Below are 18,898 nucleotides of genomic sequence, written 5' to 3'. Positions count from 1 at the left end.
ACGGACGTCACCTCGTCTTCGGGATGGGCGGGGGTACGGCATATGATGGTGAAATCAATCCACAGACTCCGAAACCATCCTGCATGCACAATTCCTCTCAGACCGAACCCGCCCAGGGCACGTCCCAGGGCTTCGCCCACGCAAAGGCGATCCTGTTCGGCGAACACGCGGTTGTCTACGGCTCTCCGGCCGTCGCAGTGCCATTGCACGGGCTCGGAGTCCAGACCGACATCCGCCGGTCCCCGCATCAGGAGACCCGGATCGAGAGCCAGCTGTTCTCCGGAAATGCGCAGACCGCTCCGGAGCCGATGGGTCCCGTCGTCGCCGGTCTCAACGCCGCGCTGAAGGCCGTGGGAAATCCCGACGCCGAGGTGGAGCTGCTCATCCGTTCGGCGATCCCCCACAGCCGGGGCTTGGGTTCGAGTGCAGCCGTGGCCACCTCCGTGGCCCGCGCGGTCGCGAACCTGCATGCGACGGTCTTCGACGAGAACACCCTCCACGAGATCGTGCAGGCGGCCGAGACCGTCGCCCATGGCCGACCCAGCGGAATCGACGCCTGGGCCGTGGCCAAACCCGCCCCCATCCGCTTCCAGACCGGGTGCGCCCAGACCATCGACGTCGGTCAGCGCCTCGTCTTCGTCCTCGCGGACTCCGGTCATCACGGGTCCACCGCCGAGGCGGTCGGAGGGGTCCGTGCCCGCCGTGACGCCGATCCTGTGCGCATCGGCGGGATGATCGACCGTCTCGCCGAAATCACCGATTCCGCCGTTGACAACATCCGCTCCGGTGATCGTGGGGCGATCGGCACGCTGATGAATGAAGCCCATGGACTGCTCGGCAGCCTCGGCGTGTCGACCCCGACCCTCGATTCCCTCGTGGACGCCGCCACGGCGGCCGGAGCCCGGGGCGCCAAACTCACCGGCGGAGGACTCGGCGGTTGCGTGCTGGCCCTGGCCGAGGACGATGATTCGGCCGAGGAGCTCGCCGAGGCCCTGCGCAAGGCGGGAGCACCCCGCACCTGGACGACGGAGGTCAGACCGACATGAGAACGACGACGGCGCGGGCCTACCCGAACATCGCCCTGGTCAAGTACTGGGGCAAGGCCGATGAGGAGCTCATCCTGCCCGCTGCGGGCAGTCTGTCGCTGACCCTCGACCACTTCGAGACCACGACCACCGTGGTGCCCGCCCCGGACGCCGAGACCGATGTCCTCGAACTCGACGGCGCACTCGCCGATGCCGGTCAGACCGACCGCATCTCCACCTTCCTCGACCATGTCCGTGACCTGGCCGGACGCGATGATCGGGTCCTCGTCCGGTCCCGCAACTCCGTGCCCACGGGTGCCGGTCTGGCCTCCTCGGCGTCGGGCTTCGCCGCTCTGGCCACGGCCGCCGCCGCGGCCTTCGACCTCGACCTCGCACCCCGCGATCTCAGCCGGCTGGCCCGCCGCGGTTCGGGGTCGGCGTGCCGCTCGATTCCCGACGGCATCGCCGTCTGGCACGCCGGCGACGACGCCGCCTCCTTCGCCGAGGCCGTTCCCGCTCCGGATATGCGGATGATCATCGTCACCGTCAACCGGGCGAGGAAGGCCGTGTCCTCCCGCGAGGCGATGCGCCTGACAGCCGCCACCTCCCCCTTCTACTCCGGTTGGGTGTCCTCGACCGAGGACTATCTCGAGCAGATGGTCGCCGCGTGCGCGGCCGGGGACTTCACCCGCATCGGCGAGATCACCGAATCCCACGCCCTGCGCATGCACGGACTCATCCAGTCCACCGTGCCGCCGATCCGGTTCCTCAATCCGACCAGCCACGCGATCTTCGACGCCGTGGCCGAAGCCCGCGAGTCGGGGATCGAAGCCTATTCGACCGCCGATGCCGGCCCGAACGTCGCCGTCATCGTCCGCCCCCATGACGCCGAGGCGCTGGCAGAGAAGCTCTCCGGCTTCGGCGACGTCCGCGTCGTCGGACCGGGACCGGGAGCTCACCTGCTCACCGCCGCTGACGCAGTCCCGCCCGCAGACGCAGTGAACCCGGCTGCGGGTGAGGGCAGCCGGGCATGATCGAGACCCGGGCACCCGGCAAGCTGTTCATCGCCGGCGAGTACGCCGTCGTCGAGCCCGGACAGCCCGCCGTGCTCATCGCCGTCGACCGGTGCATCACCGTCCGGCTGACCGAGAGCGAAGGCGCCGGCCGCATCCATTCGAGCGAATACGGTCAGGCTCCCGTAGTGTGGCGTCGCGAAGACGATGGTGAGCACATCATCGTCGACGAGCGTCCCTTCGACTATGTGCTCTCGGCGATCTCCACCGTCGAAGAGCTGCGCTCCGGCCGGGGTGCCAGCCCCCGCTACTTCGATCTCGAGATCTCCAGCGAACTCAATGACTCGGACGGCCGGAAGTTCGGTCTCGGCTCCTCGGCGGCGGTGACGGTGGCGACGATCGCCGCTCTCGATGAGTTCTATCGCCTCGGGCTGACCCTGACCGAACGCTTCAAACTCGCCGTCCTGGCGACCATCGCGATCTCCACGAAAGCCTCCGGCGGCGATCTCGCCGCGAGCACCTTCGGCGGCTGGATCCGCTACTCCTCCCCCGACCGTGCAGCCCTGCACGCTCACCGCGAGGCCCACGGGGTCGTCTCCGCCATGAGCTGCTCGGAATGGGCCGGCTGCTCGGCCAGGCGGGTCACACCACCGAGCTCGCTCGACCTCCTCGTCGGCTGGACCGGATCACCGGCGTCGACCGAACATCTCGTCACACGCGTCCACACTCCGCGTGAGCGGGCGGACGAATCCTCCACCGAAACGACCGCGGCAGCGCAGAAAGCGCGCCCGCTCGTGTCCTTCGCCGCCGAGTCGCACACGCTCGTCAACGACCTGGTGGCGGCCTTCGACGCCGACGATGCCGAGGCCAGCCTGACCACGATCCGCTCCGTGCGCGCCCTGCTGCGGCGACTGAGCGACTCCACGGGCAGCCTCATCGAAACCGAAGCCCTGCACGACCTGTGCGAGATCGCCGAAACCCACGGGGCCGCAGCGAAGCCCTCGGGAGCCGGCGGCGGCGACTGCGGAATCGCACTCGCCCACTCGCACACCGAAGCACAGACCATTCTCAGCGGCTGGGAAGCCGCCGGAATCCGACCCCTGGACCTCGGTGCCCACCGAGAGGAAGGCGAGATCGATGAGTTCTGAGACCCCGTCATCAGTTGAAACTGCGGAGACCAAGGCCTCACGGGCCTCCCGCAAGGACGACCACGTACGCCTCGCCTCGGCGCAGCAGACCGAAGGCCCCCGCCGCACCGACTTCGACGACCTCGAGTTCGTCCACCATGCGCTCTCGGGCACGAACCCCGAACTTGTCGACCTCAGCGTCGAACTAGGCGAGTGGACTTGGCCGACGCCCTTCTACGTCAACGGCATGACCGGCGGCACGGAGACCACGGCGAAGATCAACCGGGACCTGGCCATCGCCGCCGCCGAGACCGGTCTGCCCATGGCCTGCGGATCGATGAGCGTGGCACTCGACGACGCCGAGGCAGCGAAGGGCTTCACCGTCATCCGCGAGGAGAACCCGGACGGCTTCGTCATGGGCAACCTCGGTGCCGGTCGCAGCGCCGATGATGCCCGGCGGGCCGTCGAGCTGCTGAACGCCGATGCCCTCCAGCTGCACATCAACCCGGTGCAGGAGACCGCGATGCCCGAAGGCACCCGCGACTTCTCCACCTGGCTGTCCGGCCTCGAGGACATCGTCGCCGCCTGCCCCGTGCCCGTCGTCGTCAAGGAGGTCGGATTCGGACTCAGCCGCCGGACGCTGCGGCTGCTCGCCGATATCGGGGCCCAGTACGCCGACGTCTCCGGCGCCGGAGGCACGGACTTCCTGCGCATCGAGAACGATCGCTCACCGGCCGAGGACTTCTCCATGCTCACCGGCTTCGGTCAGTCCGCCCTGGCCTGCCTGCTCGACGCCCCATCCGAATGGACCACCGAGACGACGATGGACGACGGCGTCTCGAACCGCGTGCTCCTGGCCTCCGGCGGCGTGCGCAACCCCTATGATGTCGTGAAAGCACTGGCCTGCGGTGCTCGCGCCGTCGGCGTCGCCGGCACATTCCTGCAGACCGTGCTCGACCACGGTCCGGGGGGACTGGTCGAACTCGTGCGCACCTGGCAGACTCAGACCTCGGCTCTGTTCGCCCTGCTCGGGGCGCAGCGGTCCACGGACCTCACGGCCACGGACCTGCTCACGCGGGGCCGCCTCGGCGAGTTCGCCCGCCTGCGCGGAATCGACGTCACCGCGCTCTCGCACCGATCCGACGTCCTTTCGAGGAGGAATCAGCTGTGAATCAGCAGACCACGATCACCGGGATCCCCACCACGTGGGTCGGTCCCCTGCGGGTCAGCGGCGAAGCGCTGGCGCCGAGTGGCACCCACACCGAGGTGGCCGTGCCCCTGGCAACGTACGAGACCCCGCTGTGGCCCTCCGTCGGCCGTGGAGCATCGATCTCCCGTGAGATCGAGGGTGGGATCCGCACCGTCATCGTCGATGAGCGGATGACCCGATCCGTGCTGTTCGTGGCCGAATCCGCGATCGGCGCTTCAGCCGCCGCACAGGCCATCCGTCACCGCACCCGCGAACTCGAAGCCGTCGTCGAAGCCGGATCCGGCCATTGCCGGCTCATCGAGATCCACCCCGAAATCGTCGGGAACCTGCTCTTCATCCGCTTCGCCTTCCGCACCAACGACGCCTCGGGCCACAATATGGTCACCCAGGCCTCGGATTCGCTCATGGACACCATCCTGTCCTGGCAGCTGGGCCTCGACTACGGCTCGGTGTCCGGCAACTACTGCTCGGACAAGAAGGCCACCGCGGTCAACGGGATCCTCGGACGCGGACGCAATGTCGTCGCCGAGATCGTCCTGCCCCACGAGGTCGTCGAACGTCGCCTGCGCACGAGCGCTGAGAAGATGGTCGAACTCGTCGTGCGCAAGAACCTCGTCGGATCGACGATCGCCGGAGCCCTGCGTTCGGCGAACGCCCACTATGCGAACATGCTGCTCGCCTTCTACCTGGCCACCGGTCAGGATGCGGCGAACATCGTCGAAGGCTCGCAGGGCATCACCTATGCGGAGAACCGCCCCGAGGGCCTGTACTTCTCGACGACGCTGCCGCACCTCATCGTCGGCACCGTGGGCAACGGCAAGGATCTGCCGCATGTCGATGAGGCGCTGGAGCGTCTGGGCTGCCGGGAGGATCGTGAGCCGGGAGCGAATTCGCGTCGACTGGCCGCGCTCATGGCCGCGACGGTGCTCTGCGGTGAGCTCTCACTGCTCGCCGCTCAGACGAACCCCGGTGAGCTGATGGACACTCACCGTCAGATGGAACGCAAGGCTGATGAGCAGCGAGCTGCCGAGACTCCGACAGATTCAGCACACCGAGAGGACGGCGAGGCCGCATGACATCACACACTGCTGCGGGCACTGTACCGATCGGCATCGACGACATCGAACTGGCCACGAGCCATCATGTCGTCAGGCTCGATGACTACGCCGAGGCGAACGGCACCGATCCGAACAAGTTCCGCCTCGGCCTCGGCCAGGACGAGTTCAGCTTCCCGGCACCCGATGAGGATGTCGTGACCATGGCCGCCGCGGCCGCCGCGCCCATCATTCAGCGCAGCGGGACCGAGGGCATCCGCACGATGCTCTTCGCCACCGAATCGGGAATCGACCAGTCGAAGGCCGCCGGCATGGCCGTGCACTCACTGCTCGACCTGCCGTCGCAGATGCGCGTCGTCGAGGTCAAGGAAGCGTGCTATTCGGCGACCGCCGCCCTGCAGGCTGCCGTCGGCATCGTCACCCGGTCACCGGGTCAGCGCGTGCTCGTCATCGCCTCGGATGTCGCCCGCTACGAGCTCGACACCCCCGGTGAGCCCACTCAGGGCGCCGGTGCCGTGGCGATGCTCGTCTCGGCAGATCCGAAGCTGCTCGAGATCGAACCGATCTCGGGCCTGAACTCGGCCGATGTCGATGACTTCTGGCGCCCGAACAATTCGACGACCGCGATCGTCGACGGAGCCCTCTCGGTCACCGCCTACCTCGATGCGCTCACCGGAGCGTGGACCGATCTGGCCGCGCAGGGCGGACCGGCCATCGCCGAGATCGACCGCGTGCTCTACCACCAGCCGTTCACGAAGATGGCGAAGAAGGCACAGGTCCACCTCGCCGGACTCACGGGTGAGGATCTCGACACGGAGATCACCGCGGATGTCTCTGGCGCGGACGCCGGCGCGGACGCCGGCGCTGTCAGTCCCGGCACGGCTGCCGCCCACTCGGCCGCTGCCGGCGCTTCCGACAACTCCGTTGCCACCGGCCCGCGCGATACGGGGCTGGCCACGAGCACTCTGTACAACCGGCGCCTCGGCAACTCCTACACCGCTTCGCTCTATGCCGGACTGTGCTCACTGCTCGATCACGATGAGGATCTTGCCGGCAAGCGCATCGGGCTGTTCAGCTATGGGTCGGGCAGCGTCGGCGAGTTCTTCACCGCCCGCGTCGTCCCCGGCTACGCAGAGCATTCGCACCGACAGGCCGTCACCGAGGCCCTCGACGCCCGGGTTCCAGTGTCCATCGACGCCTACCGTGCCCTGCACGCGACCGAGCTGCCCAGCGCCGAGGACGTCTCGACCCCGAAGGTGACCGCGGGACCGTTCCGCTTCGCCGGGATCAAGGGCCGCGCCCGCCTCTACGAGCGCGCCTAGCTCCCGGTCCCAGCTCCTGAAGCTGGCTCCGTGTCAGCTCTGCGCCGCAAATGGTACTGGTTTCTCTGAACTGCTCACGTTCTTCCGTGTGCATCTCAGAGAAACCAGTACCATTTCGCGTTCGGCCCAGTTTGGGGCGAACAGCCCCTGTTTGAAACTGGGCTGCTCAACTCAAACTGGGCCTTTCGCGAGTTTTGGTACTGATCTCTTCGAAGGGCTCACTTTGCTCCCTGAGCCATTCGAAGAAACCTGTACCATTTCGCGTTCAGCCGCGGAACCCCATTTCAACCGACCGCAGGCACGAAGAAGCCCCTCACCTTGACCCTGTCGGGACCCGGTGAGGGGCTTCTCGTTCGCTGTGCGCGAGGGGGGACTTGAACCCCCACGACCTTGCGGCCACTGGCACCTGAAGCCAGCGCGTCTACCAATTCCGCCACTCGCGCGAACAAGGTAAAACTCTAGCATCGGAGTCGGTGAAACTGAAAACCGAGGAAGCCGAATCGACGCAAACGTGTCCACCTTCACATTTTCGCCCGGCGCGGTCACTCAACCTGTGCCGCCCGCGCGCACCACGTGCATCCCACGCGGCCACACATCTTCGCCCTTTGCAGCCCCACGCCCCTCGCCCGTCGCAGCCCTCGCCCTCGCCCCACGCGGCCGCACCCTCTCGCCCCACGCGGCCGCCCACGCTCGCCCCGCTCACGGGCCCGCCTGCACCGCGTGCACTGCCTCGATCTTCCCTGGACGCGCGCAGGGAATCCCGGCACAGCTTCGCCCCGCGAACACGCGTGACGTGAGTTGAGAGCGTCACCGCGTTAGGATTGGGTGTTGATGTGCCCAGAGTGCACGTGATCAGGACCACCTGGTCAGAGCACTCAAAGACGCTAGGCGAAGAGTTCGTCCGGCAACGGCAACACCTGATGAGGAGGTGCCATGGGGTTACTCGATCGCTTCGAGAAGGGGCTGGAGAACGTCGTCAACGGCGCCTTCGCCAAGGCTTTCAGATCCCAGGTCGAACCCGTCGAGCTCGCCGGAGCCCTGCGCCGTGAAGCCGACAACAAAGCCGCCGTGGTCTCCCGCGGTCGCACCCTGACGGCCAACCATTACGTCATCGAGCTCTCGCAGACCGACCACGACCGACTCTCCGGACTCGAGTCCGAGCTGCGCTCCGATCTGCGCCAAGTCGTCGGCGACCACGCCGTCGAACAGGCCTACAGCTTCGTCGGTCCCGTCTCCGTCGAATTCGCTCTCGCCGACGACCTCGACACGGGAATGTACCGCGTCGTGTCCTCGACCCAGCGCCCCGACGGGTCCCCTGCCGCTCAGCCGGCCAACCGCGGCGGCTACGATCCGATCTCGCGGGCGAATCCGATCGTCGGCGAGTCCCCGAACTCCGGTTCCCGGCCCACGACCCCGCGCCGCACCGCCGAACCTGCCCGTTCGGCTCCGGCACCCGCCGCGACCTCGCGACCGAACCCTGCCGCCCGGCCCACACCGGCGCCGGCACCGGCGCGCTCCATCGAAGCCAGCGTCACCATCGACGATCGCACGCAGATGCTGCGTCAGGGCACGAACACCTTCGGCCGATCCTCGTCGAGTTCGGACTTCGTCATCGACGATCCCGGCGTCTCGCGACGTCACTTCGAGATCGTCGTCGAGGGCGACCGTGCCGTGGCCAATGACCTCGGTTCGACGAACGGCACGCTTCTGCACGGACGCAAACTGACATCGGCGACCCTATCCGACGGCGATGTCCTCCTCGCCGGAGAGGCCGAGGTCCACTACAACGAGCGGGATGCCCAGTGAGCGAATTCACCGTCACCGTCTTCCGGTTGGCATTCTTCGTCGTCCTCTGGCTCTTCGTCCTCGGAGTCGCCGGAGTCCTCCGCCGCGACATCTTCGGCCCCCGGAAGGCCCGGGCCGGAAAGAAAGCTCGCCGAGGCGGCTCCAAGTCCGCACCGCCGCCACCGTCGCGGCCGGCTCCCGCACCTCGTCCGGCGGCCGCCCCGGTCGCCCACGCCCATCCGGGCACCATCCGCATCACCGACGGCCCCTTGGCCGGGCAGACGCTGATGCTCTCGGGAGCGCCCGTGACCTTCGGCCGAGCCCCCGACAATACGATCATCATCAATGACGACTTCGCCTCCAGCCATCATGCGCGGATCTCGGCGAAGAACGGAGCCTGGATGCTCGAAGACCTCGGATCGACGAACGGCACCATCGTCGACGGCTCGCGCATGACCGGGCCCATCCAGTTGGCCATCGGCACCCGGATCACCATCGGACATACGACCCTGGAGACCCAATCGTGACGACCGGCGGTACCATCACTCTCCGTTCGGCAGCCCGGTCTCATACCGGGCTGGTTCGTAAGAACAACCAGGACTCCGGCTATGCGGGACCCAATTTCCTGCTCATCGCCGACGGAATGGGCGGTCACGCCGGCGGAGACGTCGCCTCGGCGATCACCGTGTCCCGCTTGGCCGAACTCGATCACGAACCCGGAGGCGAGGACGCCCTCGAAATCCTGCGGACCTCGATCCTCGAGGCCAATGACCGCATCTGCCGCGGCGTCGGCGAACAGCCCGAACTCGCCGGAATGGGCACCACCGTCACCGCCGTGCTGCGCGCCCCCGGCAACCGCTTCGCTCTCGCTCATATCGGAGACTCCCGCGGCTATGTGCTCCGCGACGACAGACTCCAGCCGATCACACACGACCACACGTTCGTGCAGATGCTCGTCGACGAAGGCCGGATCACCGCCGAGGAGGCCGAGACCCACCCGCAGCGCTCGGTCGTGATGAAGGTCCTCGGCGACGTCGGGGCCTCTCCCGACCTCGACCTGTCCCTGCGTGAGGCCCAGGTCGGCGACCGTTGGATGCTGTGCTCGGACGGTCTGACCGGATTCGCCGATATCGACGACATCACCCGCGTGCTCAAAGAGGTGGCCGACCCCGACGAGGCCTGCCGTCAGCTCATCGACCTGGCCCTGGCCGGCGGCGGAGCCGACAATGTCACCGTCGTCGTCGGCGATGTCCTCGAAGGCGAAGTCGAGACCACCGAAGGCGTGTCCGTCGGCTCCGTCCACCTCAACCCCCGCTACGCCGCGATCGGTGCGAATCCCGACACCGAGGCGGCCGTGGACACCGAAGCCCATGCGACCTTCGCCGAGGACGACGTGTCCGCCGACACCGCACCGATCCAGGCCGTGGACGGCGAAGACGTCGAAGCTCGGGACGGAACCACTCAGCAGCTGCGGACGAACACCGCGGCAGACGAGGAGGCCGACCTCGACGATGAGGTCGAGAAAAGGTCCTACCTCGGATGGATCATCACCGCCATCGTGATCGTCGCGCTGGCCGTCGGCGGATTCTTCGCCTATAACTACGTCAGCCACCAGTACTATGTCGCCGACGACGACGGCAAGGTCTCCCTCTACAGGGGTCTCGACACGACGCTCGGGCCCATCGAACTCAGTCGCCTCGTCGACACCACGGACATCGAGGTCGGCAGCCTCAACAGCTACTCCCAGGACCGTCTGCGCGGATCGATTCCCGCCGGGTCACGCGATGAGGCCGATCGCATCATCGACAATCTGCGCAAGGAATCCGATCGCTCCTCCGGCATGTCCGGCGATGTCGAGGACTCGACGAGTCCGAGCGACCCGGCGCCCTCACCTCCGGATTCGAAGTCTGCCGACCCCAGTGACGCCATCACCCGGGAGTCGCAGTGATGAACCAGGCTCCCTCGCAGACCGCGCGCCCCAGAACCTATCGGCTGGCCGAGCTCGGTCTCCTGATCCTGGCTATTGCCGTCGCCACCAGTGCCTACGCCCTGGTCGGTCTCGGCGTCGAAGACACCATCCCGGCCAATGTCTACGGCTATGCCGCATGGCTGGCGGCCCTCGGCGTCATCCTCCACATCATCGTGTGGATCAAGGCGAAATACGCCGATCCCGTGCTCGTGCCGATTGCGGTGCTGCTCAACGGCCTCGGCCTGGCCATGATCTACCGCGTCGACCTCGGCCGCAAGGAATACCTCGGTTCAGGCATGACCCAGCTGGTGTGGATGACGCTCGGCGTGGGTCTGGCCATCGCCGTGATCTTCGTCGTCCGCGACCACCGCTGGCTGCGCCGCTACACCTATGTCTCGGGCTTCGCCGCCCTGGTCTTCCTCCTGTTGCCGCTCATTCCCGGCCTCGGCAAGACCATCAACGGTGCGCGTATCTGGATCGGGTTCGGCTCGATGTCCTTCCAGCCCGGCGAGATCGCGAAGATCCTGCTGGCCATCTTCTTCGCTGGCTACCTCGTCACCTACAAGGACCAGCTCGTCGCCGCCGGGCCCAAGATCCTCGGCATCCGCTTCCCCCGTCTGCGCGACTTCGGACCCATCGTCGTCGCCTGGGTCGCCAGCGTGGGCGTGCTCGTCTTCGAACGCGACCTCGGCACCTCGCTGCTCTTCTTCGGCCTCTTCGTCGCCATGCTCTACGTGGCCACCTCGAAGGTCTCGTGGATCATCCTCGGTCTTGGATTCTTCTCCGCCGGCGCGGTTGCGGCGACCTTCCTCTTCTCCCACGTGGGACAGCGTGTGTCCGGTTGGCTCAATGCGCTGACCGCCGAGGAGTACAACAAGACTCCCGGTGGTTCCTACCAACTTGTGCAGGGTCTGTTCGGCATGTCGAACGGCGGCCTCATCGGCACCGGCTTCGGCGAAGGCCGACCGAATATGGTCCCCTACGCCGAATCCGACTTCATCTACGCCAGCTTCGGTGAGGAGATCGGCCTGGCCGGACTCTTCGTCATCCTGCTGTGCTACCTCTTCATCTTCCAGCGCGGAATCCGCACCGCTCAGCAGCTGCGTGACGGCTTCGGCACTCTGCTGGCCACGGGTCTGTCGTTCACGATCGCCCTGCAGGTCTTCGTCGTCGTCGGCGGCGTCACGCGCCTCATCCCGCTGACGGGTCTGACCACGCCGTTCCTCGCACAGGGCGGTTCCTCGCTCATCGCGAACTGGATGATCATCGGCCTGCTGCTGCGGATCTCGGACAATGCCAGGCGCCCCGTGGAGGAATTCCACACCGGAGTGCTCAGAATCACCGAGGATCCCGAACCCGTTCCCGCGAGTGCTCGCGCCAACGATACGGCATCCTCGGCGCTCACCGTCGACGAGGATGCCCCCACGACGAACCTGCCGCCGGCGGACTCCCGCGTGTTCGATGACGAAGCCCCGACCACGAATCTGCCGCCCGCGGGCGCACGGCCCCGCGGCCAGGCACCGAACGACACCGATGCCACCGACCAACGACCCACCGGAGGTGAACGATGAAGAAGCCATTGACGCATATCGCCGTCGTCGGATTCGTCATGTTCGCGCTCCTGTTCGGGTCGACGAGCTGGGTGCAGTACGTGACTGCGGATTCGCTGAACAACAATCCGCTGAACAACCGGCGGATCCTCGACCAGCTGGCTCGTGATCGCGGTCCGATCCTCGTCGACGGCACCCCGATCGCCTATTCGGAGCCCGTCGACGACAAGTACAAGTACCAGCGCAAATACGGTTCGGACAACCTCGATCCGCGCGCCTACGCCTCGCTGACCGGCTACTATTCCGTCGTGTCCGGGGCCTCGGGGATGGAGCGCGCCTCCGGTGACTACCTCTCCGGCGATTCCGACGCCCTGTTCTATGACAAGGTCGGCAGCTTCTTCACCGGTGAGCAGCCGCGCGGCGCCGCCGTCGAGCTGACGATCGACCCGAAGGTGCAGCAGGCTGCGTGGGACGGGCTGGGCAACCAGAACGGCGCCGCCGTGGCTCTCGACCCGAAGACCGGGAAGATCCTGGCCATGGCCTCGACCCCGGGCTGGGACCCCAATGCCCTGGCCAGCCACGACTCGACCGAAGCCAGCCAGGCCTTCAAGAACCTCGAAGCCGCCGACGGCAAGCCCGCTTACAACCGCGCTATCGGCGGCAACCTGTACCCGCCCGGATCGACATTCAAGGTCCTCGTCGCCGCGGCCGCCCTGGAATCCGGCGACTACGAGCCCGATTCCCAGGTCAACGGACCCGCCACGCTCGATCTGCCGCAGACGACGGCGACGATCGGCAACTCGCATCCCGGTGCCTGCCGCAACGGGGGCAAGCCGACCCTGGCCGATTCGCTCGCCGAATCCTGCAACACCTCGTTCGCCTCCTTGGGAATGGACCTCGGAGAAGACGCAATCGCGAAGCAGGCCGAGAAGTTCGGCTTCGGCGAGGATCTCGAGATCCCTCTCAATGTCACCCCGTCCTCGTTCCCGTCCGACCTCAATCCGCCGCAGCTGGCTCAGTCCTCGCTCGGTCAGTACGAGGTCAGGTCGACTCCGCTGCAGATGGCGATGATGACTGCGGGAATCGCCAACGGCGGCAAGATGATGAAGCCCCAGCTCGTCGACAGGGTGCTCAATGCGAACACCCTCGAGCCGATCTCCGAGACCCGTCCGAGCCAGATGTCCCGCCCCGTGTCCGGAGATACGGCCGACAAGCTCACCGACATGATGACCGGTGTGGTCGAGAACGGCACCGCCTCGGTGGCGAAGATGGGCGATACGAAGGTCGCAGCGAAGACCGGCACCGCCCAGCACGCCAAGGGCGCGGCACCCCATGCCTGGTTCATCTCCTTCGCCCCCGCCGACGACCCTCAGGTCGCGGTCGCGGTCGTGGTCGAGAACGGTGGAAACGCGGGCAATGAAGCTTATGGTGCGACGGTCGCAGGACCGATCGCGAAGAACATGATGGAAGCGGTGGTCGAGAAATGAGACCCGTCGAAGGCACCCTGTTGGGCAACCGTTACAAACTCACCTCCCGCATCGCCGTCGGCGGCATGGGCGAGGTCTGGAAGGGTGTGGACTCCGTGCTCGGCCGCGAGGTCGCGGCGAAGATCCTCAAAGACGAGTACCTCTCCGAATCGACCTTCCTCGCCCGGTTCCGTGCCGAAGCCCAGAACATGGGCCGAGTCTCCGACCCGGGAATCGCCGGCGTCTACGACTACGGTGACGAGCAGGGTTCGCCCTACCTCGTCATGGAATACGTGCCCGGTGAGGCTCTGTCGGCCATCATCGAGCGCAGTGCTCCCCTGTCCGAGACCGATACGCTCTCCATCGTCACACAGGCCGCTCAGGCCCTCGGCGCCGCACACAAGGTGGGCGTCATCCACCGTGACATCAAGCCCGGCAACATCCTCATGACCCCGGACTTCCGGGTCAAGATCACGGACTTCGGCATCGCCCGAGTCACCGATCAGGCACCGCTGACGAAGACCGGGCAGGTCATGGGCACCGCCCAGTACCTCGCCCCCGAACAGGCCACCGGAAAGGGCTCGGGACCCGGTTCCGACCTCTATGCACTGGGCATCATCGCCTATGAGGCCCTGGCCGGCCAGCGTCCCTTCACGGGAGACTCGCAGGTGGCCATCGCCATCGCCCAGGTCAATCAGCAGCATCCGCCGCTGCCGGACACGGTCTCCGAACCGCTGCGCCGCTTCGTCGACTGCCTGCTGGAGAAGAAGCCCGAACGCCGTCCCTCGGATGCCTTCAAGGTCGCCAAGGCCGCCGAGGCGCTCTCGACCGGGGACATCGCCGGCGCCGAGGAGCTCGTGCCGCAGATGCGACACGGAGCCGCCGCGTCCGAAGCCCTGACCCAGGTCTTCAACAACCCGGAGCCGGCAGCCACGACGAAGACCCTGCCCGTCACCTCCTCGAACGATGCGACCCAGGTGTACTCGAACGGTGCCGCCGCCGGAATCGTCGGCGCTGGTGCCGCCGGTGCCGGAGCCGCCTCGACGAACACGGGACAGATCGATCCCAACGATCCGCAGAATCAGGATCTGGAAAAGGACAAGCAGTCGAACAAGGGCCGCGTCCTCATCTGGATCCTCGCGATCATCGCCCTCATCGCGGTCGGTTCCCTGCTGTGGTTCTTCCTCGGCGGAGGCAATGCCGAACCCGAACCGGAACCGTCGACCTCGGCCCCCACCTCGGAGGCGGCGAAGACGATCGAGATCGATAAGAACGATTACATCGGACTCACGGAATCCTCGGCGACGCAGAACCTCGAGAACAAGGGACTCGAGGTCGAAACGACCGACATCAACTCGGACCGGGCGGCCGGAACCGTCGCCGACGTCGGCGAGGGCGACAACGGTTACACCTTCGAAGAGGGTGACACCGTGACCCTCTACATCTCCGCCGGTCCCGCCGAGCAGCCCGAAGAGCCGGCCTCGGACTCCGGATCCGATTCGGGTCTGGGCAATGACTCGGAATCGAGCTCGGATTCCGGTTCCTCATCCGATTCGCAGGATCAGGGTTCGAACTCCGGTGACAACGGTTCGTCCTCCGATCAGGACTCCTCGAGCTCGTCGAGTTCGTCGTCGGACTCCGAGACCTCGAACGAATCGGACTCCACGTCGTCGACGGACACCTCCGGAGAATCGGATGCCTCGGGCTCCGGCGATTCGGCCGACACCTCCGGCAGCTCCAACCCGAACAGCGGCAACGACGGGGCGGGCAGCAATCAAAGCTCGTCGAGCGGTTCGAGCGCGGAGGCCGGCGGCAACCAGAACGGAAACAACGGCAATGAATAGACAGTGATCGATACAGAGCAGCGATTACGAGAAGCGAAGAGTTTGAGATACTGAAACTCGACCCGGTTCAGGTGAGAATGAAGCCTGAAGCTCGGGTGAGACAAGCGGAGGACATACATGAGTGAACCCAAGGTGCTGTCGGGGCGTTACGAAGTTCGTGCGCTCCTCGGCCGTGGGGGCATGGCAGAAGTGCATGAGGGCGTCGACAACCGTCTCGGCCGTCGCGTGGCCATCAAACTTCTGCGCTCCGATCTCGCCCGCGATCCGTCGTTCCACACCCGACTCAAGCGCGAGGCCCAATCCGCGGCCGGTCTCAACCATCCCGGAATCGTCTCCGTCTACGATTCGGGCGAAGAGGAATTCGTCGAATCCGGCGGCTCGTCGGTGTCCGTTCCGTTCATCGTCATGGAATACGTCGAGGGCCAGACCCTGCGCGAAGTCCTCAATGAGCACGGCACACTCACCGTCGACGAGGCCCTCAACGTCATTGCTGGGGTCCTGGCTCCGCTCGAATACTCCCACCGCAACGGCATCGTCCACCGCGATATCAAACCCGCGAACGTCATGCTCACCCCTGAGGGTGACATCAAGGTCATGGACTTCGGCATCGCCCGGGCGCTCAAGGACAATTCGGGACTGACGCAGACCCAGTCGGTGGTGGGCACCGCCCAGTACCTCTCCCCCGAGCAGGCCCGCGGCGAAGTCGTCGACGCCCGTTCCGACCTGTATTCGACAGCCTGCCTGCTCTACGAGCTGCTGGCCGGTCGTCCCCCGTTCGTCGGCGATTCCCAGTTGGCCGTGGCCTACCAGCACGTCGGGGAGACTCCGCAGCCGCCGAGCTTCTACAACTCGAACATCCCACCGGCCGTCGACCGGCTGCTCCTTCACGCTCTGCTCAAGGACCGCGACGCCCGCTACCAGGACGCCTACACCTTCCGCGAGGACGTGCTCGCCGCCCGCGACGGCCGTCCCATGAGCTTCGAGGACGATGTCGAGGCCACGCAGGCGTATCCGATGATGGCCCCGCCCATGACCGCTCCGATGGCTCATGCCAACGAGGCCGAACCCACTCCCGAAACCGGGCCCGTATCGGCGATCATGACCAATCAGGAGGAACGTCCGCCGCAGAAGCGGTCGCGCGCCTGGGTCTGGATCGGCAGCATCTTCGTCCTCCTCGCCCTGGCCGCCGTGGCCCTGTGGGTGTACGAGATCAACAAGCCGCCGGAGGTCATCGAGGTCCAGGTCACGGATGTGGCGAACATGGGCGCCGATGAGGCCGAATCCGCGCTCATCCAACAGGGCCTGCGAGTCGACCGCGACGAAAAATACAGCGCAGAAGTCGATGAGGGCAAGGCGATCGAGACCGATCCTCCCGGGGGACAGACCGTGGAGAAGGACAGCGTCGTCAAGCTGATCATCTCCTCGGGCCCCGAGTCGGTGAAGGTCCCCGACGTCTCCGGCAAGACCGAGGAGCAGGCACGGAAGATCATCAACGACGCGAAGCTGCAGGCCGGCACCCATATCTCCCAGAATTCCCCGGATGTGGAGAAGGGCGTCGTCATCGAGACCAAGCCCGGTGACGGTCAGGAAGTCGACGTCGATTCGAATGTCGATCTCGTCGTATCCTCGGGCATGGTCGAGGTCCCCGACGTCACGGGTCAGACCGCCGAGGAGGCCTGCCAGACCCTCGAGGGGGATGAGTACCAGCTCACGTGCAAGACCGAAGAGGTCGAGACCGCCGACCACGATGAGAAGAAGGTCTTCGAACAGTCCGCGACCGGCGGAAGCGAGGTCAAGCAGGGTTCGGAGATCACCGTGAAGGTGGCCAAGAAGCCGCCGGAGCCGTCGCCGTCGATCCCGTCCGTCCCCGGTGGCATCCCGACCGCTCCCGGCGATGACGGCGGAGACGACGACACGGATGATAAGGACAAGAAGGACAAGGATTCGATGGGTGGAGGGCTCTTCGACGACTGGTCCGAAGGCATCATCGGCAACTGAGCTCGCAGCGCACAGCGGCCGGGTCAGTCATCGACTGGCCCGGACGCTGTTCCTCACTCCAAGGTGAGGAACAGATCGGTGCGCATATCGGCGGGATCCGCCTCGGGGCTGGGTTCGGTGACATAGAGTTCGATGAATGGCAGTCCCGGACGATGCCCGGCCGCCACCGCGTCCTTGAGCAGCTGCGCCCATGACTCCCCGAGGCCGTCGTATCCGCCGAGGTGGCTGCGCACGGCCATGGAGCCGCCGGGCAGCTCCGCGGGGATGACGATATGACCGCCGGCGATCGGCTGCGCATTCGTCAGCCCCGCCGAGGTGGGGATCCCGACCTGCAGATCCACCGTTTCGCTCGGCTGTCGAGTGTAGAGGGCGAAAGCCGGTCCCGCGGGTTCGAGGCCCGCTTCGGAGAGCACGGGGAAGAGACCGGAGAACGTGGCATCGAAGAGTTCCGGCAGGTCTGACATGTGCACTTCACGCGCTTCGACGACCGCCGCCGGAGTGGCAGGGACCTCGATGACGGTGAGTTCGGTGAACGGTTCGTCGCGCAGATAGGTCGGTTCTGACATCGTCGCTGTCTCCTGTTCGTCGGCAGTGCACGGCCCTTGAGGTCGTACACGGATCCCGGCGCTGATTCGGATCATCTGAGCACAGGGACCACTGTGCTCACGATCATAACGATGGGCCGCCTCGGCGAGAACCCTGAGAACAGGGATCGGCGGGAATTCTCAGGCGATCGCGGTCGCCAGCGGCGACATGCCCGCCGCCGCCTGCGCAGCGCCTTCGAGACCGCACACCTCGAGCCAGTTGCCGAGCATGAGGTATCCGCACTCCGTGAGCACGGATTCGGGGTGGAACTGGACCCCGAACAGGGGCTTCTCCCGGTGTTCGATGGCCATGACGATGCCATCGTCGGTGCGGGCGGTGACGGCGAACTTCTCGAGGTCGAGGGTCTCGTCGACGATCGCCAGCGAATGGTAGCGGGTGACCGTCAGCGGGCTCGGGCAGCCGAAGAAGATGCCTTCGCCGTCGTGGGTGATGACCGAGGTCTTGCCGTGCATGAGCACGGGAGAATGGGTGACCTCGGCGCCGAACACCTCGCCGAGTGCCTGATGGCCCAGGCAGACGCCGAACACGGGCATGCCAGCTGTCTCCGCCCAGGACAGAAGGGGCGGGCAGACCCCGGATTCTGCGGGCACGCCGGGGCCCGGGGACAGGAGCACGCCGTCGTAGGCGCTCACGGTCTCCGCGATCGCGGAGGCAGGGATGTCGTCGTTGCGGACGACGTCGACCTCGGCGCCGAGCTCACGCAGATAGGACACGAGCGTGTAGACGAAGCTGTCGTAGTTGTCGATGACGAGGATCTTTGTCATTGTCCGCCTTCGGTTACGGTGGCGTTGTTGAAGGGCATGTACGGAGCGATCACGGGGAAGACGTACTGCATGAGCAGGAGGACGACCGCCGCGATGAGGATGAGGGCGAAGATGAGCTTGACCACCCAGTTGCCCGGAAGGATCCGCCAGATGAATGCGTACAT

At 66.3% G+C, this 18,898-nt stretch carries 16 protein-coding genes and 1 tRNA gene; 13 read left to right on the top strand and 4 right to left on the bottom strand.

Annotation, left to right across the window (positions count from 1 at the left end; translation table 11 throughout):
• The first annotated feature begins 83 nt into the window (after positions 1-83).
• Genes mvk through AC3CD9_RS16265 form a run of 6 tightly spaced genes read left to right on the top strand, consistent with a single transcriptional unit; the run spans position 84 to position 6,752 of the window.
• Positions 84-1,046 carry a mevalonate kinase gene (mvk, locus tag AC3CD9_RS16290; RefSeq protein ID WP_488365009.1) on the top strand — a complete coding sequence of 321 codons (963 nt, stop codon included), beginning with the start codon at positions 84-86 and terminating at the stop codon, positions 1,044-1,046.
• Entirely contained in the window at positions 1,043-2,059 is a 1,017-nt protein-coding gene (gene mvaD, locus AC3CD9_RS16285) for a diphosphomevalonate decarboxylase (protein ID WP_488365008.1), read from the top strand. Before mvk ends, mvaD begins: the two co-directional genes overlap by 4 nt.
• On the top strand, positions 2,056-3,186 hold the full coding sequence (locus tag AC3CD9_RS16280; RefSeq protein WP_488365007.1) for a phosphomevalonate kinase: 1,131 nt from the start codon (positions 2,056-2,058) through the stop codon (positions 3,184-3,186). Before mvaD ends, AC3CD9_RS16280 begins: the two co-directional genes overlap by 4 nt.
• Positions 3,176-4,336, top strand: a complete 1,161-nt coding sequence (gene fni, locus AC3CD9_RS16275) for a type 2 isopentenyl-diphosphate Delta-isomerase (RefSeq protein ID WP_488365005.1) — start codon at positions 3,176-3,178, stop codon at positions 4,334-4,336. The genes AC3CD9_RS16280 and fni overlap by 11 nt, the downstream gene beginning before the upstream one ends.
• Entirely contained in the window at positions 4,333-5,451 is a 1,119-nt protein-coding gene (locus AC3CD9_RS16270) for a hydroxymethylglutaryl-CoA reductase (RefSeq protein ID WP_488365004.1), read from the top strand. The genes fni and AC3CD9_RS16270 overlap by 4 nt, the downstream gene beginning before the upstream one ends.
• The gene (locus AC3CD9_RS16265; protein WP_488365003.1) at positions 5,448-6,752 is read left to right on the top strand and encodes a hydroxymethylglutaryl-CoA synthase; all 1,305 of its coding nucleotides are present in this window, start codon (positions 5,448-5,450) and stop codon (positions 6,750-6,752) included. Before AC3CD9_RS16270 ends, AC3CD9_RS16265 begins: the two co-directional genes overlap by 4 nt.
• 359 nt (positions 6,753-7,111) lie before the next feature.
• Here AC3CD9_RS16265 and AC3CD9_RS16260 read toward each other — a convergent pair.
• Positions 7,112-7,195 (bottom strand) — tRNA-Leu (locus AC3CD9_RS16260).
• A gap of 490 nt (positions 7,196-7,685) precedes the next feature.
• Here AC3CD9_RS16260 and AC3CD9_RS16255 point away from each other — a divergent pair.
• The 7 genes from AC3CD9_RS16255 (at position 7,686) to pknB (ending at position 17,364) form a co-directional block, all read left to right on the top strand.
• Positions 7,686-8,558, top strand: a complete 873-nt coding sequence (locus tag AC3CD9_RS16255; protein WP_488365002.1) for a DUF3662 and FHA domain-containing protein — start codon at positions 7,686-7,688, stop codon at positions 8,556-8,558.
• Positions 8,555-9,064 carry an FHA domain-containing protein FhaB/FipA gene (locus tag AC3CD9_RS16250; protein ID WP_488365001.1) on the top strand — a complete coding sequence of 170 codons (510 nt, stop codon included), beginning with the start codon at positions 8,555-8,557 and terminating at the stop codon, positions 9,062-9,064. Before AC3CD9_RS16255 ends, AC3CD9_RS16250 begins: the two co-directional genes overlap by 4 nt.
• Entirely contained in the window at positions 9,061-10,485 is a 1,425-nt protein-coding gene (locus AC3CD9_RS16245; RefSeq protein ID WP_488365000.1) for a PP2C family protein-serine/threonine phosphatase, read from the top strand. The genes AC3CD9_RS16250 and AC3CD9_RS16245 overlap by 4 nt, the downstream gene beginning before the upstream one ends.
• A complete protein-coding gene (locus AC3CD9_RS16240; RefSeq protein WP_488364999.1) occupies positions 10,485-12,077 on the top strand; it encodes an FtsW/RodA/SpoVE family cell cycle protein in 1,593 nt (530 codons plus the stop codon). The genes AC3CD9_RS16245 and AC3CD9_RS16240 overlap by 1 nt, the downstream gene beginning before the upstream one ends.
• A complete protein-coding gene (locus AC3CD9_RS16235; RefSeq protein WP_488364998.1) occupies positions 12,074-13,543 on the top strand; it encodes a peptidoglycan D,D-transpeptidase FtsI family protein in 1,470 nt (489 codons plus the stop codon). Before AC3CD9_RS16240 ends, AC3CD9_RS16235 begins: the two co-directional genes overlap by 4 nt.
• Positions 13,540-15,366: a protein kinase domain-containing protein gene (locus AC3CD9_RS16230; RefSeq protein WP_488364996.1), complete on the top strand. Its 1,827-nt coding sequence runs from the start codon at positions 13,540-13,542 to the stop codon at positions 15,364-15,366. The genes AC3CD9_RS16235 and AC3CD9_RS16230 overlap by 4 nt, the downstream gene beginning before the upstream one ends.
• 117 nt (positions 15,367-15,483) lie before the next feature.
• Positions 15,484-17,364: a Stk1 family PASTA domain-containing Ser/Thr kinase gene (gene pknB, locus AC3CD9_RS16225; RefSeq protein ID WP_488364995.1), complete on the top strand. Its 1,881-nt coding sequence runs from the start codon at positions 15,484-15,486 to the stop codon at positions 17,362-17,364.
• Between the two features lie 53 nt (positions 17,365-17,417).
• Here the strand turns inward: pknB and AC3CD9_RS16220 are convergent, their stop codons facing one another.
• From AC3CD9_RS16220 to AC3CD9_RS16210, 3 genes are all read right to left on the bottom strand, one after another.
• A complete protein-coding gene (locus AC3CD9_RS16220) occupies positions 17,418-17,930 on the bottom strand; it encodes a GyrI-like domain-containing protein (RefSeq protein WP_139467643.1) in 513 nt (170 codons plus the stop codon).
• Between the two features lie 159 nt (positions 17,931-18,089).
• Positions 18,090-18,734 (bottom strand): anthranilate synthase component II, encoded by a 645-nt coding sequence (locus AC3CD9_RS16215; RefSeq protein ID WP_488364994.1) that lies wholly within the window; start codon positions 18,732-18,734, stop codon positions 18,090-18,092.
• Positions 18,731-18,898 (bottom strand): hypothetical protein, encoded by a 168-nt coding sequence (locus AC3CD9_RS16210; protein WP_193627261.1) that lies wholly within the window; start codon positions 18,896-18,898, stop codon positions 18,731-18,733. The genes AC3CD9_RS16215 and AC3CD9_RS16210 overlap by 4 nt, the downstream gene beginning before the upstream one ends.

This window comes from Brevibacterium sp. MGP-B1 (genome assembly GCF_057766545.1).
The sequence above is the reverse complement of the archived record's forward strand: the minus strand, read 5'-3'. Positions and strand labels throughout refer to the sequence as shown.